This window comes from Dysgonomonas sp. GY75 (assembly GCF_015234155.1).
Taxonomy (GTDB): Bacteria; Bacteroidota; Bacteroidia; order Bacteroidales; family Dysgonomonadaceae; genus Dysgonomonas; species Dysgonomonas gadei.
The window spans coordinates 620,239-643,325 of sequence record NZ_JADCLQ010000003.1; the positions used below are offsets into that span (position 1 = coordinate 620,239).

Sequence of the window (23,087 nt, forward strand, 5' to 3'; positions counted from 1 at the left end):
ATTGAAATATACAAAAATACGATATAAAAATATTAAATGGGAATTTGTAAAATGTATAAACATATAAGTATCCCGCTGTTATGGTTGGGAGTATTATTCCTGTTCATGCTGGCCTGCTCCTCGTGCAGGAACGAGGAGCCCTATGACCTGAAAGGGAGCAGCAAGCAGGTGACTATTTCACTGACCGTGCCCGGCGGCACCCAGACCTACGCCATGCCCGCAGACGAGGCTACCGTTAATACGATCGATGTGCTGTGCTTCCAAACCGACCCCTCCAATCCTACTGATGTGGACAAGGGAACCTTCCTCTACCGGGCCACCGTAGGGCATAGGGCGGGCGATAACAGCTTTACCGTTATCCTGTCCGAGCTGGACGTCAGCCCGGCCGTCAACCAGACGCTTGTGGTGCTTGCCAACTGCCGCACAGAGGTGGAAACCCTGCTTGGAAGCATCTCTACGGGAACGCCCAAAGCGAGTGTCATCAGCAGCCTTTTGCTGTCTCAGCCAACCTTTTTCGACGCTTCTGTGATGACGGGCATCCCGATGTGGGGCGAGATCACCAATCAGGCCGTAACCTCCGGGTACAGTCCCGGCCCGCTGAACGTCACCCTGACCCGCATGCTGGCCAGGATCAATATAACCAATGCCGAGACGGACTTCAACCTGCAGGAGGCCTACCTGTACAATCCCCGCCAGAAAGGGAGCGTTATCCCCGATAACTGGACCGGTACCGATGTGACGACAGTGACTACCGTGACGGGCGCGCAGATGGCGCAGGGTACCAAGTTCGGGCCGTTTACCACCACAACGGAACAAATTACGGATAAGATCTATACCTTCGAGGCCGATAACATCACCCAGGCAGGGGTTTCCCTGCTCGATGCCACCTGCCTGGTGGTCGGAGGCTTGTATAACGGTAGCGTGACCAAGTCCTATTACCGTATCGACCTGAAGGATTATGCCTCCGGTGTGTTTTATGATGTCAAGCGAAATTATTCATATAACGTAACCATCAACGACATAGATACCGAAGGACCGGACAACCCGGACGACGCCTATAAGGGGAAAGCCATCATCAAAGCTACAGTGACGGCATGGAACGACCGTAATGCTGATGTGACCGGAGGACAGAACCACCTGAGGGTCTCGGCCGGCATCTTTGATTTTACTTCACTCGCCAACACCGCCACACTTTCCGTTTACACCGATTACCCCGGCGGATGGACGGTCGACAAGATCGTGGATGGCGCCGGAGCAGACGCTTCCTCATGGCTGTCCACCGACGTTCGGTCGGGAGCGACCAATGCCACGACTAGTGTATCGGTTTCGGTTGCGGACTATAATGGAGCCGCCCGGAAGGGTTTCATCCATATTATAGCCGGGAACCTGACCTACAAGGTTACTGTGAACCAGGACGCCTATCAAGCCAAATGGGCAGGCAGTAATATTTATTGGGACGGTACGAGTCTTACTTTCGACGATGTTTCCACCTCCGGTCCATCCCCTCATGAGACCTATCAGGGTGTTTACTTTAAGTGGGGAAGTTTATGGGGTATTTCACCGCAGGGTAATTGGTCGGATAATTCTACGGTTGTCTATGTGCCTGACGGTAATGGTTATACATCTGACATTGCTTCTTCTTGGTCGTCTGTCCCTTATTGGGTACGAGGCGGCTTAATATCGGACCCTGACGAGCATTATATCACAGATGTAGTCCATACGGCCGCGAACATAGCTAACGGCTACGGCGATATATGTAAATATCTGACCGAGTTGAACGGCGGGACATTACATGGTCGACGCTGGCGCCTTCCGACCGCAAATGACTTCAAGCCGGGAGATAGTTCATTAAACTCTATTTCGCCCTCGGACAATACTGAGTACGTATGGTCGTCTTGGAGCTCATCAGCTTCGGGTGCGATGTCTCCTGATGGCATCGATCTGATTCCGAACGGGGTCAGAAAAAGCCTTGCGCTGGGCCAACCCTGGTTTCCTGCGTCAGGCTATCGGTACGCGACTAATGGCTCGATCGGGTACTACGGCGATGCAGGGGATTACTGGACCTCTAGCGCAGGCTTTACGAACACAAGTGGTGCTTTATTTCGCGTTCGTGAGAATTTTATAAACATAAATATCGACTTAAATCCCGACTTTGGCCTTTCAGTTCGTTGCGTGGCCTATTAAGTTAACCGAAAAGATCGGTGATAAAAAATTGAAATATACAAAAATACGATATAAAAATATTAAATGGGAATTTGTAAAATGTATAAACATATAAGTATTCCGCTGTTATGGTTGGGAGTATTATTCCTGTTCATGCTGGCCTGCGCCTCGTGCAGGAACGAGGAGCCCTATGATCTGAAAGGGAGCAGCAAGCAGGTGACTATTTCGCTGACCGTGCCCGGCGGCACCCAGACCTACGCCATGCCCGCAGACGAGGCTACCGTTAATACGATCGATGTGCTGTGCTTCCAAACCGACCCCGCCAATCCTACTGATGTGGACAAGGGCACTTTCCTCTACCGGGCCACCGTAGGGCATACGGCGGGCGATAACAGCTTTACCGTTATCCTGTCCGAGCTGGACGTCAACCAGACGTTTGTGGTGCTTGCCAACTGCCGCACACAGGTGGAAACCCTGCTTGGAAGCATCTCTACGGGAACGCCCAAAGCGAGTGTCATCAGCAGCCTTGTGCTGGAGCAGTCATCCGCTTTCGACGCTTCTGTGATGACGGGCATCCCGATGTGGGGCGAGATCACCGACCAGGCCGTAACCTCCGGGTACAGTCCCGGCCCGCTGAACGTCACCCTGACCCGCATGCTGGCCAGGATCAATATAACCAATAGTGATACCGACGGCGACTTCACACTCAGCGAGGCCTTCCTGTACAATCCCCGCCAGAAAGGGAGCGTTATCCCCGATAACTGGACCGGCAGCGATGTGACGACAGTGACTACTGTGACGGGCGCGCAGATGGCGCAGGGAACCGTGTTCGGGCCGTTTGCCGCAGCAGCGGAACAAATTACGGATAAGATCTATACCTTCGAGGCCGATAACATCACCCAGGCAGGGGTTTCCCTGCTCGATGCCACCTGCCTGGTGGTCGGAGGCTTGTATAACGGGACCATGTCCTATTACCGTATCGACCTGAAGGATTATACAACCGGCGTGTTTTATGATGTCAAGCGAAATTATTCATATAACGTAACCATCAACGACATAGATACCGAAGGACCGGACAACCCGGACGCCGCCTTTAAGGGGAATTCAGTCTTCAACGCCACCGTGCAGCAATGGAACGACCGTGGCGGGTCTGTGATCACAAATCCTAACTTCCACCTGAGAGTCTTGCCCGGATCATTTGCTTTTACAGATGTACTCGGTAGCGCCACCTTTTCTGTTTTCTCCGATTACCCCGGCGGATGGACGGTCACCAAGATCGTGGACGGCGCCGGAGCAGACGCTTCCTCATGGCTGTCCACCGACGTTCGGTCGGGAGCGACCAATGCCACGACAAATGTATCGGTTTCGGTTACGGACAATTCAGGAGCCGCCCGGACCGGTTTCATCCATATCCAGGCCGGGAACCTGACCTACAAGGTTACTGTGAACCAGGATGCATATCAAGTCAAATGGGCGGGTAGTAATATCTATTGGGACGGCACGAGTAGTAGTCTTACTTTCGACGATGTTTCCACCTCCGGTTCGTCTCTTAATGAACAATATCAGGGTGTTTACTTTAAGTGGGGAAGCTTGTGGGGTATTTCACCGCAGGGTAATTGGTCGGATAATTCTACGATTGTCTATGTGCCTGACAATGTTGGTGGTTATACATCTGGCATTGCTTCTTCTTGGTTGTCTGTCCCTTATTGGGACCCCGGTAATATCTCTGGGAACCGTGATCAGAAGTATCTGACCGAAACAGTCCATACGCCTGCGAACATAGTTAACGGCCAGGGCGATATTTGTAAATACCTGACTGAGTTGAACGGCGGGACATTATATGGTAAAAAATGGCGTATGCCTACTTCGAATGAATTTGAGACTGCAAGTGATTATTCATCCAGTGGTACATATTCTGATACGCCATCTACATCTGCCGATGGTACGCAGTTGTATACCATGGGTAAGCGAAAAACGGATGATATCGGTACACCGTTCTTCCCCGCTTCAGGGTACCGCAGCAGCAGCGCGGGTCTGTTGGGCTACGTGGGTATGCAAGGGTTCTATTGGTCGTCGTCACCGAGTGGTAATAGTACGAGCTCTTATCTCCTGTCCTTCAACAGTAGTACCATAATCCCCGGCAACATCACGCCCTATACGTACGGCTTGTCTGTTCGTTGCTTGGCCTATTAAGTTAACCGAAAAGATCGGTAATAAGTAATAAAATAAAAAATGGAAATTTGTAAAATATATAAACATATAAGTATCCCGCTGTTATGGTTGGTGCTTCTGGCTTTGTTTGGAGGCTGCACCCCGGAAGATACCAACAGTAATATTCAGGGGCCGTTATTGCCTGCGGGAAAGAATGTTGTGCTTGAGGTGCGTATTCCGGGCGTGAAGATGCCATCGACCTACGGCATGACCGCGGCGCAGGAAAACTATGTGAACGAGCTTACCGTGCTGGCCTACAAGGATGTCGGCGGCAGCGAACAGCTTCAGGAGAAGATCGTGGCCATAGCATCGGATATCACATCCGGCGGGGCCGATAATGTCAATATCAAGGTGTCTTTGTCCATCCCCGCGGGAGATTACAGCCGCCTGGTGGTGGTCGCCAATGCTGATGCAGCGGTCGGCTCACTGACAGTAAACAGCCCCCTGTCCGAGCTGTCCGCTATCGAGTACACCCATGACGGCAAGTGGGATACATCCACTCCGGCTTATATCCCTATGACGGGTGAAGTAACAGCCGCAGCCGGCACGACCAACGGCATCAAAATAGTGCAGGGCCAGTCGAAGACCTTTAGCGGCTTGTCGCTGGTACGTATGCTGGCGCGCGTGGATATCGTCAACGGTGCCACAGCCGTTTTCACCCTGCAAGAGGTAATACTGTACAACTTCAATAAAAACGGCCTGCTGGCCAACGATAATACAAAATACGGGGCTTCCCCCGCGCAGCCTAACTTACCCACAACGGAACAGAAGGTGACTTCGCCGATGGCATGCAATTCGGTACCGGTCATCCTGGAAGGCGAGATCTATGTTTTTGAGTCAAGCCCGCCGTCTTTGGCAAGCATTGCCACCTCTCCACGCATCGTCATCAAAGGTACCTACAACGGTGTGGATTATTACTACCCTGTGGATTTCACCTACGACGGCACTGGCGGTACCACCAAAGGCAGCTTCATGCCCGTGGTGCGCAACCACCGGTACATATTCACGATCTCACAGGTCACCGGGCCGGGATTCGCCTCGGCTGCCGACGCGCTGGCTTCGACGGATGTCATCACCAATATAACCGTTTCCGCATTCGTTATCGACGAAGACTTCAGTGATGTCTATTACAATGCTTCGGACTACCTGGCGGTTAATGCCCCAGACTTTGATTTTAGCCACGAAGCGGCTACTGCCGCCTCCACGGGCAATAAGATCACCGTTAAATCCACCGCCGCCTGGACGATCCAGTGTTTCGAGGCAGATGGTACAACACCTGCCGGCAGCTGGCTGTCGGTGGATATGTCTTCCGGCTCAAGCTATACGACAACAGAAGTATCGGTTTTACTCACCGAGAATACTGTGGCAGAACGGATCGGTATAATAAAAATAACATCAGGTTCCTTTTCTCATGTGGTATCGGTTCATCAGAAGGCCTATCAAGTCAAATGGGCGGGTAGTAATATTTATTGGGACGGCACGAGTAGTAGTCTTACTTTCGACGATGTTTCCACCTCCGGTCCATCTCCTCATGAAACCTATCAGGGTGTTTACTTTAAGTGGGGAAGTTTATGGGGTATTTCACCGCAGGGTAATTGGTCGGATAATTCTACGATTGTCTATGTGCCTGACGGTAGTGGTGGTTATGTACCTAACACTGCTTCTTCTTGGTCGTCTGTCCCTTATTGGGACCCCGGTAGTATCTCTGGGAACCGTGATCAGAAGTATCTGACCGAAACAGTCCATACGCCTGCGAACATAGTTAACGGCCAGGGCGATATTTGTAAATACCTGACTGAGTTGAACGGCGGGACATTATATGGTAAAAAATGGCGTATGCCTACAAGTAATGAATTCAATTCTGTTGTTCCGGGCGAAGAATCATCGACTTATTTTACTCCAAGCAATAGCGATGATTATGCTTGGGAGTGGTCTGGAACAGCTGGAACGGCTAATGTCGGTGGCACTGCTACCTTCCCGAACGGTGTTCGTAAGTCAAAGTCCATAGGTACACCATTCTTCCCTGCTTCAGGGAGCCGCAATGACAACGCAGGTGCGTTGAACGACGTGGGTACGGGCGGGTGCTATTGGTCGTCGTCACCGAATGGTACGAACGGTTGTGGCTTGGACTTCAGCAGTAGCTACGTGAACCCAAGTGACAACGGCAGCCGGGCGGGCGGCTTGGCTGTTCGCTGTATTGCAGAATAAGCGAACTGAAAGTGAGCGTATCCGATTGATTTGCTTTATTCCATCGGTGCATTTAAAAGCACCGATGGTCTATATACCGCCGTTAGGCGGTCGAAGACGAAAAATTTTTGAAAAAAAACGGTAAAACTGATGATTTATGGCATCAACAGCGGAAATTTTAGCAAAAGGGGCTCTTCTCGAGCCATGGATCTTTCTTTACAGGGAAGGCATTTTCTGGAAAGCCTACCAGCAGTCAGCCTATCGTGTCTTGCAACGTAAGCCAGGGTTCAGGCTGAAGAAAAAGTTTGTCAAGGCATTTTCGTGTGAAGTCGTGTCGTTGGGCTTTCCCGATGAAACATTGGAGCGTATCTTCAATACGGAAGAAATAGAAAATGCCGGTGAAAAGATGATCTGCATACAGGATAATGATATTGATATGCAGGCTTACCGGGAATGGTTCGATGCGGTTCCTTTAAGCGAACAGAAGGAAAATGTTGCACCGCCACAACCGGAACTTGTATATATAAATACCCAAGATACCGTGCTGAAGAAAATCAGGGAGTTCCCTATTGAGCAATCCACACCGATAGATTGTATGATTTTCCTTGTATCGGTACGTAAAGAGTTGAAGGAGAAATTATTTTAATTTTCAAAATCATTTTCTTGAAAAAATTAAACGGTTTCTGAGTATGGCAATATATGAGAATCTCCCGGTATATAAACAGTCTTATGATCTGTTACTTGAGATATACGGAATGTCCAAAAACATGTCGCGTGATTACCGCTATACCATCGGCGAGGAACTGAAAAAAAGAATTATGGATCTGATGGTATGCATTTACCATGCCAACGGCAGTACGAATGAAGGCAAGGGAGTGCATCTGAAACAAGCGCGGGAATATATCGTTGAGATAAAGCTTTATATACGGCTGTTGGCGGACTTAAAGCAGATTTCGGTCAAGAGACTGGCAGACCTGACGGAAAAGACGGAATCGGTCTCAAAGCAATTGTCGGCTTGGGAGAAAAGCGTAAGGAAAACCGACGAAAAGAAGCCGGATAGTACAGGATGAATTTCGCAATCTATCCGATTAGCGCTCTTTCGCTATCGTGGATTGTAAATTATAAAACAGAGTTATAAATCATAAAAAACAAACGCATGGGCAAAAAGTGTAACGTAAAAAAAGCATAAGCCGGGAGTTCCGCCGGGCCATAGTGAACCCGGCGGGAGGGTGGCGAATAAATTCAGCAGTCCGCCAATTCGTTCGTTTTTCAGGTCTGAGGGCCCAGTTTAAACGGAAGGTTGGCTATACACACAGAGATTGTAATTCCGTTCAAAGGTTTACCCCTTGTCCGTCTTTACATTCATTCCAGAGACTGCTTCTTCCCTGCTTCAGGGAACCGCAATAACAACACAGGTACGTTGAACAACGTGGGTACGAACGGGTACTATTGGTCGTCGTCACCGAATGGTACGAACGGTTATAACTTGAACTTCAACAGTAGCAACGTGAACCCAAGTGACAACAACAACCGAGCGAACGGCTTAACTGTTCGCTGTATTGCAGCATTTATCAAGTTTTTTACATGATTAGAATTACCGGATATGAGAAAAAACAATTTATTGGCAGACTTATTCCATGCATACTATGATACAAGGAAGAACAAGCGCAACACCATTAATCAGTTGCGTTTTGAAATGGATATGGAACAGCATCTCTACGACCTGTACCGGCAGATACGGGAACGGAGGTATGAACCCAAGCCGAGTCTGGCCTTTATCGTCTTCAAGCCCGTGCAGCGGGAAGTCTTTGCCGCCGATTTTTCGGACAGGGTGGTACATCATTTGTTTTTCAACTATGTCAGCCCCCTTTTCGAGAATACCTATATAGAGGATTGTTACTCGTGCCGCAAAGGCAAAGGTACAAGCTATGCGGTGAAGAGGCTGGAGCGTCATCTCCGAAGTTGTTCTAATAACCACACTTGCCCGTGCTTTGTTCTTAAACTGGATATGCAGGGCTATTTTATGAGTATCGACAGGAATATCCTTTACAGTATGATAACCAGGACTCTCGAAAAATTTGCAGATCGCCAGGACAGCAAAGGCGTGAAGTGGAAGGACAGGCTGGATTACGATCTGGTTATGTACCTGGCAGAGGTCATTATATTCAATGACCCGACAAAAAAATATCATATCAAAGGAAGCCGCTCGGACTGGGTGGGTTTACCGCCAAGCAAAAGCCTTTTTTATTCGGGAGAGGGGCGGGGCTTACCCATCGGCAACCTGACCAGCCAGCTGTTCAGCAATATCTACCTGTCGGGATTTGACAACTATATCAAACGGAAGCTGAAGTTCAAACATTATGGCAGGTATGTAGATGACTTTTTTTTAGCCGATACCGATAAGGAGAGGCTGAAGGCGGCTATCCCGAAAATAGACGCTTATCTGCACGATAAACTCAGGATAAAGCTTCATCCGAAGAAAATATACCTCCAACCCTATGGGAACGGAGTATTGTTTACCGGGGGATATCTCAAACCCCACAGGACGTATATAGGCAACAGGGTGAAAGGAAATATGAACAAAGGTTTAGCTGAACTAAAAAAACAAAATAATCCGGATTTGAATGCTCTACGTTCTTCCGTAAATTCTTACCTGGGAGTTATGAAGCATTACAAGTCTTTTTATATACGCAGGGAAATCATGATAAAGCAAGCCTGGGTCTTTAAATACGGTTATGTGCAGAACTGCTGCTCGGTTTTCAGGCTGAACAGGCCCGGAAGAAATATCGTAACCATCGGACCGGATGCAGCTGTACACACCTGATGTAAAACGAAATAAGGGGAACCGTTTTCCCGCTCCAAGGATATATCAGGCGCAGAGCCTGATGTGTAGTTTTGTAAAGTTTGTGCGAACCACGTGAGTTGCGATAATTCGCGTGGTTTCTTTAAAAAAAGACATGAAAACTAAGATGACATAACATATAATAAGACATAAAATATGAAGATAGTGAGACCTGATAAGACATACGATATTAATGTACCTCCGATATTAAAAGGCCTGAAGTACAAAATGAATGAGTCCATAATACTCATGCGATCAGATTAGAGTGACGATAGTAAACGACAAACACTATTTATGAGTATTGTAAAAGTGACTATGGATCAATATACCGGCATATTACTACGGTTGCGTTTGTAACCTGTTCAGTTGCAGCGGGCCGCTTATCGAAAGCCGGCTTGTCAGTACCATCAGCGCGGTGGATGCGGATACCCGGTCTGGAACATCTATTTTAATTACCGTAGTACCCTTTCGCGGCTGACGTAGCGGACGCATGGCACAGGTGAAAGGACCGGACAGCTCCAATGTAAAACATAAAAAACAGAAGAAAGACAAGAAAATCGTTTATTCCTAACCGTTCATCGAGAGTTAAATAGTATGAATAAACACTCGGCTCTGCGTGAGTTGTGATAATTCGCGCAGATTGCTTAAACCGGTAGACAAAGGAGTACCGGGCAAATATGAACTAAGAAAAGAAAGAAAAGAACAGATGGATACGAATAGAAAATACATAACCATGTACCTGTTGCGCCGGATAACCGGGTTGCTGCTTTGTGCTATGTTTCTGTACGGTTGCGCCAAAGACGGTGACGATGCGGTCGCCACGCGGCATGTGCTGCTGGTCTACCTGGCCGGCGACAACAACCTGTCGGTGGAAAGCTACGCAAAGCTCGCGGCTTTGGGGCAGGGCTGGGACGCCCGGCCCGGCGGTAAGCTGCTGGTCTACCACGACCCGTCGGATGCTGCCCCCCGGTTGCTGGAACTGTGCCGTTGCGAAAAGGGCAATCCCACGGTCAGGGAGATCCGCCGTTACGAAGAATACGATTCGGCCGACAGCGGGGTATTCGCTTCGGTAATCGACGAAGTCAGGCGGCTGTACCCGTCGCCGGGCTACGGTCTGCTGGTCTTCTCCCACGCTTCGGGCTGGCTGCCCGGGGGTACGCTGACCGCTCCCAAATCCGGAGTTAAGAGCGTACTCAGCGACGGGAACGGGCAGATGGCGCTTGCGGATTTTGCGTCTGCCATCCCCGACGGCGCCTTCGATTATATCGTCTTCGAGGCCTGCTTTATGGCGGGCATCGAGGTGGCCTTTGAGCTGAAGGATAAGACAGGCTATATCCTGGCCTCGAGCGCCGAGATCGTTTCCCCGGGCTTTACGGATGTCTATCCGCAGGCGCTGGGCCTGCTGTATGAAGGGGAGGCGGGCCTGCGGTCTTTTGCCGGGGCCGCTTTCGGCTATTTCAACGGGCAAAGCGGGTATATGCGGTCTGCGACCTTGTCGGTCATCAGGACACCGGAACTGGAGGCGCTGGCCTCCTTTATCCGGGATAACGCCACCGAAGGGGATGCGCGTGACATCAACGGCATCCAGCATTTCGACCGTTATCCGGCTTACCGGCTGTTCTTCGATTTCGAGGATTACTATGCCGGCCTGCTGGCGGATGAACAACAGCGTCAGGACCTGCACGGATTGATAGGCCAGGCAGTTGTATGGAAGGCCTCCACCCCGGAATTTATGCCCGGGTTCGACGGATTCGTCATTGGCCGTCATTCGGGTCTGACCACCTATATCCCGCAAGAGAAGTTTCCTTTCCTGAACGCGGAGTATGGGAAACTGGCCTGGAGCCTGGCGATAAGGAAATAAACCGGAAGCAAGTAAAACAAATATAAATAACACGATAGAGATCATTATGAAAGCAGAAAAAAACAAAGACCGGCTAAGGGCCGTCATCACTGCCGCGATGTTGTTTTTGACCAAAAATACGGTGTCCAACGCGCAGGTTTACCCAGTAAAGGCCGGTATTGTTACGGTTGAAGATCGAAGTGCAGACAGGGGGCTGGCTCGTACCCGATAAGGCATCCGTGAGTATTGTTTATTATTTTTAAGAAGTGCTATAATGAGATTAACAGTTAATAAATCTGCCCTGTACATAAAAAGTAAACCAAAGGGCAATTCGTTGCCCGGCGCCAGCCGCCGGGTAAATATATATGTCTTGATCCTGCTGACCCTGCCGGGGTTCCTGCTCTTTTCCTGTAAGAGTGGCGGCGAGCTTGCGGTCAAGCCGTTGTTCATGCAATCTAAACGGGCCAATATCGAATTACCCGACGCTCCGGCCGGTTTACAGGGCGCCCTCTCGGAACAGGTCAGCTACCGGCATGCGGACAACGCTTCGCAGGTCCTCCTGCGGGGGGATTCCATAAAAAAAATGAAGCAGTCAGGCCGCCTGCAGGAAATGCAGTACCTGAACGAGGTGGTAGTAACCGCCCGGACGAGATCGAAATTCGCGCCCGAACGCGACGGTCGTGTGCGCGTCGATTTTATCGTGCATGTCCCCAAAGAACTGCTGGACGACAGCTGGCGCGTGACCCTTTTTCCGCGGCTACTGCATAACGACTCGGTCGTAGCCTTGGACAAGCTCGTACTGAGGGGAAAGATATTCGCGCAAAAGCAGGCGCAGGATTACAAGGACTATGAGTCTTATGTGAGCTCGATCATAAGCCCTTCTGCATACGACAGTATCTTCCTGGACCGTAAAAGCATAGCAAAACGTATCCGCTCGCGTCAGGAATATTACTGGGACCTGTACAACAAGCAACGGAAGGAAATCGATAAATACCTGCGCCGCAGGAAGCTGCTGGATGGGCGTTACCAGGTCCTTAACAGCCATCGTGAAGGCAAACGTTTGGAGAAATACCATAATGCCATGCTCCGGGGAGAAGAGCATGTTCTCCGCCTGCTGGCAACGGGCCGTGATACCACAGGCATTATGGCATCCTATTTACGAAAATTTGAAAATCCGGGGAATCAGTTGCCGGAATCCGAAAAGCGCAGGGAGTTTGTAGAAAGGCTCCTCACCGGCAGAGACAGGGATTTCTACCTGAACGGTATAAAACCTGAGGATATTCCCAACCTGGTCACTACCGAAGAAGATTCCATAGGGATCGCCCGTCACAGCTATTTTTATGGCGCTATCGCCGAAAATGAAAGCAGGCAAAGACGCATGGGGGAGGTCGAAAAAGAGCTGATCCCTTTCCCTGAAGAGGGCGGGGCGCGCCTGGACAGCATTGTCGCTGCGGACGCCGCCCTGCGGTATTATTACAGCCAGGACTACCGGGTCATGCCCGGCCTTCGGAGCCTGCGCGTGTTCATGGACGGGCGTGTGGACGCCACCGACCGTTCCGCCTTCAGCCTTGCCGGGTCCGATACGCTGACCTATATGATCTCCTCGCTGGCGCAGCTGGCCGATACCACGCTGATGGTAAAGGAGACCCGGCTGTACCGCTCGATGTACAACACGGTCAGCATTTACCCGAAGTTCGCGCCGGATAAAAGCAGTTTCGATATAAGTCTGGGGGATAACCGCCTGCAGGCGGATACGTTGATCAGCATCTATAAAAAGCTTACCGGTGAAATGGGCTTGCAGCTGGACAGCCTGACGATACAGGCTTCGGCCTCGCTGGAAGGGTACTGGGATAAGAACCATGAATTGTCGGCCAAACGCGCGGACGCCCTGAAGGATTACCTTGTATCGGCTTACCCGTCGTCTTATTCCGGGGTCGTTGTCAGGACCTCGTCCATAGGCGAAGACTGGAAAGGGCTGGTACAAGAGATACGGAAAAGGGAGGATATCACCCATAAGGATTCCATCCTGAGCCTGCTGGGCCGGGCCATCAGCCCGGATGACACGGAGCGGGAGCTGAAAACAAGGTTCAGCCGGGATTATAAGGTCATCCGCGACTCGGTTTACCCGATGCTGCAGCGGATGGACCTTGTCTTCCATGTAAGCCGCCCGCATATGGTCTCTGCCGATTCGACGCAGTATGAGATACGGGAAGGCTACGGGCAAGGGCTTGCGTTCCTGCAGCAGCGTGAATACATGAAGGCGCTTGAACTGCTGGCCCCCTACGGCGACTACAATACCGCCCTGTGCCTGGCCTGCCTGGGTTATAACGGCCGGGCTTACGATATCCTGGTCCGGCTTCCGGCTACGGCCAATAGCGAATACCTGCTGGCCATCGTAAGCTACCGGATGGGTAAGCCGGACGAAGCAGCCGGGCACCTGGTCCGTGCGGTGGAACTCGATCCGCGCAAGGCTTACCGGGCCAGTCTGGACAGTGAAATACTGGAGCTGGTCCGGGAAAAGGGGTTGGACGCGCAGCTCGAACGCCTGGGCAATGCCCATCCGGATGTATTACCGGAAGAAACGGCGCCGGAACCGGGTACAGCGGGAGAAAAATGAGCAGGATACAGGCATGGAGGCGATATAATTAGCAAATTCGTTTTTCAGCATCATGCCAAATTGAATATGAGGAAGGAAAGCCGTGGTGAAAGAGATACCGCTCATAGTTATCATCCTGCTGCTCATAGCTCTTTTTAAGGCGGTGTACGGGCATTGAACCGCTGGGCCGTCAGTTGTATATATTTAACCCTAAAGATAGAATAAACATGTTTAAATTTACCAAGATCCTGATTTATATCATCTACCCCGCTTCATTTGCAGGGTTTATGATCTTCTGTTTGCTGACCTGCGGTGGAGATACAAAGTCATCCGCTGACAAGCGTGAAGCGCAGCAGGATGCACCCCGGCGATTCGTCCTGCCGCTTATCCCCGGTGAGCTGAAAGCTCCCGAAGCGCGTGCCGGTTACCTGGCCGTGCACTACTGGGATAATTTTGATTTCAGTGATACGGCTTATGTTCATTTGCCGGAGATCACCGAACAGGCACTGGTCGATTATCTCGACATCTTTTCCCATACGGACCAGGCAACGGCGGCAGCTTCGATCTCCGCCATGCTGGACAGGACCCTGAAAGAGGATCATACAGGAAGGATGTACCGCCATTTTTTATCCCTGTACAAAGATTACCTGTATGATCCGAATTCCCCGATGCGCAACGAAGAATATTATATCCCGGTTGCCAACTATATACTGGAGAGCGTTGCCGGGGACCAGGTGCTGAAATCCCGGGCTTCCTTCGACCTGTCGATGATGCTCAAAAACCGTAAGGGAGATACGGCCTCGGACATTTTTTATACCCTGGCAAACGGGCAAATGGGCAGTTTGCATAACCTGTCGAAGGATTATACGATCTTGTTTTTCTACGACCCGGATTGCCCTGCCTGTAAAGAGACGGCCCGGCAGTTAAAAACCTCGCCGCTGGTAAACGGAATGCTGTCGTCCGGCAAACTGGCAGTACTGGCTTTATATCCCGATGAAGATATAGCGCTTTGGCGGAAATATATCCCCTCTATGCCCTCTTCCTGGATCAACGCCTACGATAAGGAGCGAACGGTCAGGAACAAAGTGGTCTATGACCTGAAAGCTATCCCCAGCCTGTATTTACTAGATAGAAATAAGCAGGTGCTGCTCAAGGATGCGAATGCTTCCGCTATCCAGGCCTGGCTTTCCACGCTGCCGGAATGAAGCAGGGGAGTACAGACTTGTCAAAAGAAGGAGCGCCGGAGGTAACCGGCCTATGGATATACGGAAAACCGGAAAGAATACGGGTGCTGGTATCTACAGGCTGTATATAAGGCTTCAATACAATATGCCTGGAGAGGGTACTTATGATAAGGCAAGGCAGGACAAGGAATAACCCTGTGCGCCAGCCCCCAGACACTTAAACACGCGAAATGAAGAATAACGATGAATGCATTAAACAGATAAAGGATATATGCAGAACAAAGGAAATACTAAGGACATAGGATTCAGGGCTGCGCTGCGCCTCCTGCTTTGCATACAGGTAATAGGGTGTAGCGTGCAGGCCCAGGAGACCGCCGTTGTCAAGACAAACCTGTTGTATGACGCTACAACCAGCCTGAGCCTGGGCGCCGAGTTCCGGCTGAACAGGAAGCTGACCCTGGACCTTCCTGTCACCTACAACCCGTGGACCTTTACGGATGGTAAAAAAGGGAAGTTCCTGCTATTCCAGCCGGAGCTTCGCTACTGGAAAGACGAACCGTTCCGTGGCTTCTTCGGTGGTTTGCACGTTCACGCCGCTCAGTTTAATACAGCCCGTATCATTGACGATTACCGGTATCAGGGCTGGCTTGCCGGGGCCGGCCTGTCTGTGGGGTACAGCTGGAAGCTTTCAGACCGATGGGCACTGGAGGCGAACATCGGCGCCGGATATGCCTACATAGACTATACAAAGCACACCTCCGGTGAAACCGGCCCGGCGGGTTGCCGCACCTGCGGGCAGAAGCTGGAATCAGACCAGAAGCATTACTGGGGCCCTGACAGGGCCGGCCTTTCGGTGTCCTATACCATCGGTAAAACGGCAAAAAGACCCGGCGCGCCTGAAGCATACCCCGCTCCGGTCGCACCCCCTGCAGTACCGGTTGCGGCCGTACCCGCGGATACGGTTTACATACCGTGCCCCGAACTGCAGTACCGCCATGAAAGCGGCAGCGCCTGCATCCTGTTTCCCGTCGACCGCTATGTAGTCTATCCGGACTATGGCGATAACCGGCAGGAACTTTCCAAAATACAACGTTCGGTTGAAGCCGTCCTGCAACTCCCGGGTTCCCGGATCGAAAGCATCAGCCTGGAGGCCTATGCCTCGCCCGAAGGGGAATTAAACCATAATATAAGCCTGTCGGAAAAACGCGCTGCTGCCCTCCGGGATTATATGGTTGCAGCCTACGGCTTCGATGCCGGCTGCTTCAGCGTGCGCTCCAAAGGCGAGAACTGGGAAGGGCTGCGGGCTGCCGTTATCGCGGCGGACGCCCTGGGCGACCAGGAGAAAGCCGGTATCCTGCATATCCTCGGTGAGCAGGACGCACCGGCGCGTAAAACCCTGCTAAGGGAATATAAGGGAGGAAAACCGTATGCTTACCTGCTGGGGGAGGTTTACCCTTCCCTGCGCGTCTGTGAATACAGGATCAGTTATACCGTGCCCGCGGGGGCAGAAGAAACCGAAGCGATAAACAGCAGCTTTCATTCTTATTACCAAGAATCTCCCATTTTATGCAGTAATGGATCAACTATAAATTTAAAAACATGGCATTATGAAAAGTAAAATAACTGCCGCCCTTTTAGCTATTTTTCTGGGGGGTATCGGCGTACACAGATTTTATCTGAACCAGACAGGATTAGGCCTCCTGTATCTTTTATTTTGTTGGACATTTATTCCCCTTGCCGTATCGTTCATTGATTTTATCTGGCTACTGACCATGGATGACAATCGATTCAATCTAAAATTTAATTCGGCTTATCAACAGAGGTATCCGACTCAGACCACTATTACGGTAAATAACGATAGCAGAAATACAACGAACCTGAGTCCAGGTGATGAGATAAAAAAACTGTATGAATTAAAGGAGAAAGATATTATTACTCAGGAAGAATTTGAATTAAAAAAGAAAATCCTGTTATAAAAATGAAGAAATTGGCATACACTCTATCAATTTCTTAGGCAGGCATTCCTGTAGGAATTTGAAATTGGCCCGGTTTAGGTTTTATCTTTTCATAGTGTATCGCCCTTTTTATAACAAAGTAAATTGAACATGAATTATATAATAAATTAATCGATATATAAACTGTATATATATAAATTAATAAATCCTTAAAATTATGAAACGAAAGCTATGTAGTTTTTTAACGGGGCTGATCCTGCTGGCAGGATTTACAGCCTGCAGTACGGATGAAGGAACCGGAAAAGAAGAAACCATCCCCCGCGGTACGACCTATATGGGCCTGTCGCTGTCGCTGGTGCAGAACCGGTCCGTCAAGGCGACGGATGACCCGGACTATAACGCCGTAGGGCAGTATTCCGGTGTAACGGAAATCGTTACGCTGGACCTGTACCTGCTCTCGTCCGACGGGACTACGCTGCTGGATGCGCGGCGCTTCGGCCCCAGCGATTTCCTTTTCGGAGCGAATCCCGACGGGAGCGATGCCGTAAGGCTTTCCGCCCCGTTCAGGACGATCCCCGGGGACAAGCAGATGGTTGTCATCCTGAACAGCCCCGAGCCGCTGCTGACGGCTATTCCCGGGAATGATTACCTCTATACATTGTCCTCGACGTTGCCTCTTTCTTCCCTGGCGCGTATAGACCAGTCCTCCAGCGTAACTACCCCCGAAGGGTTGACCATCTATGCCGACCTGCTGACCCTGAGCGGCAAGAGTAATACCTTTTCCATACAGGACGGCATCAGCGCGGAGGATGTCACCGCCAGCGGAAAAAATATGATCGCCCTTAACGTTACCCGCATCCCTTCGCGTGCGATTGTCACCACATCGGCCCCGGCGGATGTGGTCAATACGGACGGGGTCAAGCTCGGTACCATCTCGAATATCACCTATTCGGTAGCCCAGGGCGCCAAAGCGGTATACCTGTTCCCGCAAACCAATGCGGACGGCAGCACAAAGACCTGGGGGTCTGACTATTTGCCGGGGGTGGGAGTCGATTATACGTCCACCGCGGCCGCTTACTACGATTACACGGACCTGCAGAACCTGGCGGATGCCGTCCCTGCCCGTCCGTCGGACGGCAGCCATATCACCTTCCCGGGCAAGTTCCTGCTCGAAAACACCCATCAGCGGGGCACGGACGCATCGAACAGCCAGTACCGCAAAGGTAATACGGCCTATATCCTTGTACGGGCCACCTTTACGCCCGACCCTTCGCAGATCAGGGATGGAGGCGCGCTGACCGGCGGCACCTTCTATGTGGGCGACGCCGACGGCCATATTTATTCCAGCATCCAGAAAGCGCAGGATTATACTACCGGCGTACAGAATCAACAGGTTTCCACCTATACGGGCGGCAAAGTCCTGTATTACATATGGCTGAACCCGGATAACATCACCAAACCTGTTAACTCGCCGGTGATAAGGAACAACATCTACCATGTCAATATCAATTCCTTCAAACGCATCGGGGTGAACTGGAACCCGCTGATCCCCTCCGGGCCGGATGTACCGTATAACCCGGACCCGAAACCGAACGGTCCCGAACCGGACAGCCCTGTCGCCCCAACCGACCCGCTCAGCTCGACCGACACCTATATGTCCGTCGATATTACGGTGCTGATGTGGACGGTACACTCCTATGACATAGACCTGTAATTAATCATACAATAAACAAAAAGGCATGCATAAAACGAAGTCAAATCAAGGGTACGCGGGCAGGGGGAAAATAAGCTTCCTGCTTCTGGGGGCCTTTCTCCTGTCCGGTATAAGCGGTTGTGTTTATGAGCGGACGGAGGACTGCCCGCAGGGGATAGACCTCCGGCTGTACAGCAAGACCCCGTGCCTGGATACGGTATACCCGCGGTTATCCGGTTTGGACTTACGCGTCTTCGACCGCCGCGGCAAGCTGGTATCATACCGCCAGACCGGTGACAGTGTCATCACGGAACACTATGCCGGAAGGCTGGAAGCTGAAAACGGGCTGTACAGCGTGACGGCCTGGGCCGGGCTCGATGCGGATGCCTTCGAACGCGGCTCCGGGGATGAAAAAAGCGGCCTGCTGTTCCGCCTTCAGCGTTCCGGCGGGCGGGCCTCCTCCCTGGAGGGCAAACGGATCTATTACGGCGAGAGCCCCGTGGTCTTTTTGCCCGACCCGGCTGAATACGGGTCCGTATTCGAACCGGCATGTGTCAACCTGCGGGAGATAACGAACCGTTTGACTATACAGGTAGAAGGCCTTCCGCCAACCGGGGATTATGAAGCCGTCGTCGAATCGGCCAACGGCTCGATGAATACCGACGGCAGCATCGCCTCCGATGACAGAATAGAATACGGTTCACAGGCGGCCTTCACAGATGGCCTGCTCGAAGCACGGCTTACCGTGCTGAAGCTGGCTACCGGTTACAATACTTCGCTGGTCATACGCAACAGGACGGATAACAGCGAACTGTACCGGGGCGACCTGCTGGGCACGCTGCTGCTGAAGAACCCGGAAGTGAACCTGGACTGCGACCATGATTTCACGATCCGTTTTACGGCAAAAGACCAGTGCAGTTGCGGGACTTATATGATTATAGAAATTTGGGTGAACAATTGGCTGGTGCACAGCTATACGACCGACTTATGAAAACGATGGAATTCAGGACGCTTCTATATGGCTGGCTTTTCGGCTGTTGCCTGCTGTTAACGGGCTGCCGGGAAGAAGACCCGCACAGCCCGGATACGGGGCAGGCGTATATCTACCTGTCTGTAAAAGCCTCTTCGGGCAGCATCAATGAGGATATAAACGGAGAGGATCGTGTAACTGAAGTGCGGATGATCGTTTTCGATGCAGGCGGCAATACCGTCTACAACGGTCTCCCGGATTTTCCGGCAGGCCTGGGGAACCCGAGCCGCGGGATAAAGTTTAAGCCGGGCACTTACGATTTTTATTTCTTCGCCAACGAATCGGCCTGTGCAGGCTTCCCGGATGCGCTGGCCTCCGTAACGGACGTGTCGCAATTTACGGGTGATCCGCGTTTCAGCGGGTTGTCCTATATCCCCGGCTTTAAACCGGATACTTCCACCGTCCCGGGGCGGATGCTTATGTCGGCTGTCTATAAGTCAGTTAGTGTGCTGCAGGGCGGCACCGAAGCTTCCCCCGAGCCGTTGGTTTTATCAACGCCTCAAGTAGAGCTGGTGCGTTCACTGGCCAGGGTAGACGTCGTCTTCTATAAGAAGGACCCGGGCAGCGTTTTGCCTGCCGGCAGCGCCGTCTCCTCGGTACAGCTGCACCAGGTAGCCGCGTCTTTTTCGGTTCCCCCGTCAGAGGCTTATTACAGCGGGCAGACCGTGGCCTCCCTTAGCGGTGATCTGGCCGGCCTGGATTATACCAGGGATTCGATCGGGGCGGCAGGGCCTTTCTATATCCCCGAGCTGCTGAACAAAAGCGGGGATGCCGGCTTCACGGAGCTGCATATCAACAACCGGGTGTTTCCCGTCCTTACGGACAAAGCTAAAATCGGATTAACCGCCCAGCGGCGCACCGTTCCTGCCCTGTCGGACAGCTCTGTCATACGCAATTACCGCTACCGGATAAACGCCTATATCAGCCCCGATGGGAGCATCACCTTAAAGACCTGTGTGGAGCCGTGGAAGAAAGACGATTACGGGTATATCTTCCAGGATGGGCAGGGTATAGCCATCCCGCCGGTGGTACCGACCGACTCGAGCGTTATCATCCCTACCTCCTGCGGGAAGATAGAGATACGCTCGGCCAATGAATTCCTGCAGCAGGGATTAATGGGCGCTTTCGGCGACCAGGTCAACTGGTGGGATTCCAACATACAGGGCCCGAATATCATCAAAGGGCAGCCCCCGTATTACTGTGAGAAAAAATACGGCCCCGGCTGGCGGCTGATCAACTCCTGCGAGATGATGTCGTTCCTTGCGCTGTTCGACCAAACGTACAAGATATGGCAATCCAATACATGGCTCGGCATTGATTACAGCCTGCCCTTTTATTCCATGGCTTTGCGGCAACAGGCACAGGACCTGCTGGGGAAATTAACCGGGACGGACATGTCCGGATACCTGTTGACCGGTACGCAGGGGGGGGATAGCTTCGGAAGCGAAAAGCTGGGGATCATCGACGACTTTTTCACCCCCGGTGATATTGTCGTCACCCTCAGGCAGTATCCGGGTGGTTGGCCTTATCCGGCACCGCCGTTTCCGGGTATCGAAAACTGGTACCCGATGGAGGTTGTACACCAGGTCAAAGGGTATTGGTATAGCGGCTACCTGGATTACTCCGATCCTGCGAACTATGATAAGGTGCTCTACCAGCGTTTCGAACGCTATAGCTTTTCTTCAACCGTGTCCCGCTGTGTCAGAAATGTAGAATAACAAAACCAAGAACGATGAAAACCGGTATCCTATATCAGGCCTTATCCCTGGCGTTTCTCCTGCTGTCCGCCTGTCACGACGGCGATGAGCCGTTTACAGGACCACAACGGGAGGTTTCCCTTGTACTGACCGCTGCGCCGGGCCTGAAGGCGGCCGGCGGTCCGGACGACCTGCCCGCGGAATACGCGGTAAAAGACCTGAGCGTCTTCCTGGCTGCCCCCGGGGGTACGGCCGTGCTGAACAGCTTTATCCATACGGGATTCTCTCCCTCGGGCGATCACTGCACGCTGGTCAGCCTGCCGCTGGATCCGGCCGCGGCCGCGTTCCGGGATATCTATGTGGTGGCCAACTGCGGGGATATCGCCTCTTTGAACGCGGTAAGCTCCGTCGGGGATATAAAAGCGCTGGCAACCCCGCAGGGGCCGCTGACCACCGCGGTGATGCTCGCCTCGGGCCTGCCCATGTACGGGCAGGCGGCAAATATCAACCTGGGCGGCACCTCCCCCGCCAGCCCGGCCGGTATCACATTGACGCGGGCCGGCGCCAAGCTGCGCGTCACCCTGGAGAATGCGGGGGCCGGCGCGGATAATGCCTTTATTGTGGAAAACGCCGCGCCTTATACGCTTTACGCCCCGGGCAACCCGTTAACATTCGGCGCCCCGGACCTGATTGCCTATCCGCAGGTAGCCTTAGATCCTGTTTCGGCAGGGGAATATGAAGGCATCACCTATATCTATGAATCCATAGAATCCCCTCGCCTGAGAATATTGACTTCAATGAATGGCGCCGACAGGGAATATGTTGCAAGTTCGAACTTCCCGCTGCCGGTGCGGGGCTACCTGTATGACATCAGCATCCGGGTCCTTCCCTCAGGCCTTTCGGCTGCGATGGAAGTACATACCGTAAATAAAGAACAGGAAAATGGATGGATATGGAAAAAGAGGTGAAATCAGAAGACACGGCAGGGCCTGTGGTTAGCAGGTCTTTCAGGGTGCACCTGCCGCAGGGCCGCAGCGTGGATATAACCGTGGAAGGCAGTACGCCCGCCGGGTGCTGCATGGCCGCCATGCGGCGGGCGGCAGCGCAGTATCCGGGCTGGAGGAGTATAGAGGCCATACCCTGCCGTGACCCGTGAAGTACGGACCGGCCATGCCCCCGCAAACAGGAACAGGCCGTTGCATCCGTACATAAGGCGGGGCCGCTTGCCGGCTTGCGTTATCACCCGGTAAAAATAGAAACACCGGTTCGTCCCGTTAAAGGGACCGGCCGGTGAACAGTACGAAATAAAAAAAACAGTAAAATGAAAATGATGAAACATTTTATGCAATTAGTGGCATTGTGTGTGTTAACCTTTGGTTTGTCTTCCTGTCAGAAAGATGAAGAGATCTATGATGAATTGATGGGCAGTGAATGGGTGGGAGACCTGGGCTTCAATTTCGACGGGAGGCCCGTGATCAGCGAACTGTATTTCATAGGCAACGGCACAGGCTCCGACAAGCAATATGATGCCGGTTCGGCTTCAGATTCCAGACCCGTTTGTAACCTGACTTTTCAGTGGACAATCAAAAACGGGACGCTGACATTGATTTACGACAGCCGCCCCCCGCTGGTGCTTGAGATAGGCGGGGTGTATATCAGGGGAAACCTCCTGAAAGGCACCCTGCATAG

The 23,087-nt window shown here is 51.9% G+C and carries 19 protein-coding genes; 18 read left to right on the top strand and 1 reads right to left on the bottom strand.

The window, feature by feature from the left end:
• Positions 1-36 precede the first annotated feature (36 nt).
• The 7 genes from IR083_RS03465 (at position 37) to IR083_RS03495 (ending at position 9,385) form a co-directional block, all read left to right on the top strand.
• Positions 37-2,184, top strand: coding sequence for a DUF4906 domain-containing protein (locus IR083_RS03465; protein WP_194223238.1), 2,148 nt, complete (start codon positions 37-39; stop codon positions 2,182-2,184).
• An 804-nt stretch (positions 2,185-2,988) separates the two neighbouring features.
• The gene (locus IR083_RS03470) at positions 2,989-4,356 is read left to right on the top strand and encodes a BACON domain-containing protein (protein WP_410492842.1); all 1,368 of its coding nucleotides are present in this window, start codon (positions 2,989-2,991) and stop codon (positions 4,354-4,356) included.
• Positions 4,357-4,395: 39 nt separating this feature from the next.
• Complete coding sequence (locus IR083_RS03475) at positions 4,396-6,582, top strand: BACON domain-containing protein (protein ID WP_194223240.1); 2,187 nt, start codon at positions 4,396-4,398, stop codon at positions 6,580-6,582.
• Between the two features lie 136 nt (positions 6,583-6,718).
• On the top strand, positions 6,719-7,207 hold the full coding sequence (locus IR083_RS03480) for a hypothetical protein (RefSeq protein ID WP_194223241.1): 489 nt from the start codon (positions 6,719-6,721) through the stop codon (positions 7,205-7,207).
• A 43-nt stretch (positions 7,208-7,250) separates the two neighbouring features.
• Positions 7,251-7,631: a four helix bundle protein gene (locus tag IR083_RS03485; protein WP_050710829.1), complete on the top strand. Its 381-nt coding sequence runs from the start codon at positions 7,251-7,253 to the stop codon at positions 7,629-7,631.
• Positions 7,632-7,861: 230 nt separating this feature from the next.
• Positions 7,862-8,149, top strand: coding sequence for a hypothetical protein (locus tag IR083_RS03490; RefSeq protein ID WP_194223242.1), 288 nt, complete (start codon positions 7,862-7,864; stop codon positions 8,147-8,149).
• 15 nt (positions 8,150-8,164) lie between these two features.
• Entirely contained in the window at positions 8,165-9,385 is a 1,221-nt protein-coding gene (locus IR083_RS03495) for an RNA-directed DNA polymerase (protein ID WP_194223243.1), read from the top strand.
• 357 nt (positions 9,386-9,742) lie between these two features.
• Here IR083_RS03495 and IR083_RS03500 read toward each other — a convergent pair whose 3' ends face one another.
• A complete protein-coding gene (locus tag IR083_RS03500) occupies positions 9,743-9,955 on the bottom strand; it encodes a hypothetical protein (protein WP_194223244.1) in 213 nt (70 codons plus the stop codon).
• A gap of 154 nt (positions 9,956-10,109) precedes the next feature.
• Between IR083_RS03500 and IR083_RS03505 the strand changes: the two genes are divergently transcribed.
• From IR083_RS03505 to IR083_RS03555, 11 genes are all read left to right on the top strand, one after another.
• Positions 10,110-11,264 (top strand): clostripain-related cysteine peptidase, encoded by a 1,155-nt coding sequence (locus IR083_RS03505; RefSeq protein ID WP_242052345.1) that lies wholly within the window; start codon positions 10,110-10,112, stop codon positions 11,262-11,264.
• Positions 11,265-11,310: 46 nt separating this feature from the next.
• A complete protein-coding gene (locus IR083_RS03510; RefSeq protein WP_194223245.1) occupies positions 11,311-11,475 on the top strand; it encodes a hypothetical protein in 165 nt (54 codons plus the stop codon).
• Positions 11,476-11,517: 42 nt separating this feature from the next.
• Entirely contained in the window at positions 11,518-13,860 is a 2,343-nt protein-coding gene (locus IR083_RS03515) for a hypothetical protein (RefSeq protein ID WP_194223246.1), read from the top strand.
• Positions 13,861-14,033: 173 nt separating this feature from the next.
• Entirely contained in the window at positions 14,034-15,044 is a 1,011-nt protein-coding gene (locus IR083_RS03520) for a DUF5106 domain-containing protein (RefSeq protein WP_194223247.1), read from the top strand.
• A gap of 250 nt (positions 15,045-15,294) precedes the next feature.
• The gene (locus tag IR083_RS03525; protein WP_194223248.1) at positions 15,295-16,641 is read left to right on the top strand and encodes a DUF3575 domain-containing protein; all 1,347 of its coding nucleotides are present in this window, start codon (positions 15,295-15,297) and stop codon (positions 16,639-16,641) included.
• Positions 16,631-16,999: an NINE protein gene (locus tag IR083_RS03530; RefSeq protein WP_194223249.1), complete on the top strand. Its 369-nt coding sequence runs from the start codon at positions 16,631-16,633 to the stop codon at positions 16,997-16,999. The genes IR083_RS03525 and IR083_RS03530 overlap by 11 nt, the downstream gene beginning before the upstream one ends.
• 196 nt (positions 17,000-17,195) lie before the next feature.
• The gene (locus IR083_RS03535; protein WP_194223250.1) at positions 17,196-18,692 is read left to right on the top strand and encodes an Mfa1 family fimbria major subunit; all 1,497 of its coding nucleotides are present in this window, start codon (positions 17,196-17,198) and stop codon (positions 18,690-18,692) included.
• Positions 18,693-18,717: 25 nt separating this feature from the next.
• Positions 18,718-19,662, top strand: coding sequence for a FimB/Mfa2 family fimbrial subunit (locus IR083_RS03540; RefSeq protein ID WP_194223251.1), 945 nt, complete (start codon positions 18,718-18,720; stop codon positions 19,660-19,662).
• Complete coding sequence (locus IR083_RS03545) at positions 19,659-21,419, top strand: fimbrial protein (RefSeq protein WP_194223252.1); 1,761 nt, start codon at positions 19,659-19,661, stop codon at positions 21,417-21,419. Before IR083_RS03540 ends, IR083_RS03545 begins: the two co-directional genes overlap by 4 nt.
• Before the next feature lie 14 nt (positions 21,420-21,433).
• A complete protein-coding gene (locus IR083_RS03550) occupies positions 21,434-22,366 on the top strand; it encodes a DUF4906 domain-containing protein (protein WP_194223253.1) in 933 nt (310 codons plus the stop codon).
• Between the two features lie 353 nt (positions 22,367-22,719).
• Positions 22,720-23,087, top strand: a 368-nt coding sequence (locus IR083_RS03555; RefSeq protein ID WP_194223254.1) for a hypothetical protein, incomplete at its 3' end; no start/stop codon positions are given.

Excerpts from the sequence above, each read along its gene's own strand:
- IR083_RS03525 (WP_194223248.1), top strand. The coding sequence starts at position 15,295 with ATGCAGAACAAAGGAAATACTAAGGACATAGGATTCAGGGCTGCGCTG.
- IR083_RS03535 (WP_194223250.1), top strand. The coding sequence starts at position 17,196 with ATGAAACGAAAGCTATGTAGTTTTTTAACGGGGCTGATCCTGCTGGCA.
- IR083_RS03510 (WP_194223245.1), top strand. The coding sequence starts at position 11,311 with ATGAAAGCAGAAAAAAACAAAGACCGGCTAAGGGCCGTCATCACTGCC.
- IR083_RS03545 (WP_194223252.1), top strand. The coding sequence starts at position 19,659 with ATGAAAACGATGGAATTCAGGACGCTTCTATATGGCTGGCTTTTCGGC.
- IR083_RS03485 (WP_050710829.1), top strand. The coding sequence starts at position 7,251 with ATGGCAATATATGAGAATCTCCCGGTATATAAACAGTCTTATGATCTG.
- IR083_RS03475 (WP_194223240.1), top strand. The coding sequence starts at position 4,396 with ATGGAAATTTGTAAAATATATAAACATATAAGTATCCCGCTGTTATGG.
- IR083_RS03465 (WP_194223238.1), top strand. The coding sequence starts at position 37 with ATGGGAATTTGTAAAATGTATAAACATATAAGTATCCCGCTGTTATGG.
- IR083_RS03530 (WP_194223249.1), top strand. The coding sequence starts at position 16,631 with ATGAAAAGTAAAATAACTGCCGCCCTTTTAGCTATTTTTCTGGGGGGT.
- IR083_RS03550 (WP_194223253.1), top strand. The coding sequence starts at position 21,434 with ATGAAAACCGGTATCCTATATCAGGCCTTATCCCTGGCGTTTCTCCTG.
- IR083_RS03480 (WP_194223241.1), top strand. The coding sequence starts at position 6,719 with ATGGCATCAACAGCGGAAATTTTAGCAAAAGGGGCTCTTCTCGAGCCA.
- IR083_RS03540 (WP_194223251.1), top strand. The coding sequence starts at position 18,718 with ATGCATAAAACGAAGTCAAATCAAGGGTACGCGGGCAGGGGGAAAATA.
- IR083_RS03515 (WP_194223246.1), top strand. The coding sequence starts at position 11,518 with ATGAGATTAACAGTTAATAAATCTGCCCTGTACATAAAAAGTAAACCA.
- IR083_RS03495 (WP_194223243.1), top strand. The coding sequence starts at position 8,165 with ATGAGAAAAAACAATTTATTGGCAGACTTATTCCATGCATACTATGAT.
- IR083_RS03505 (WP_242052345.1), top strand. The coding sequence starts at position 10,110 with ATGGATACGAATAGAAAATACATAACCATGTACCTGTTGCGCCGGATA.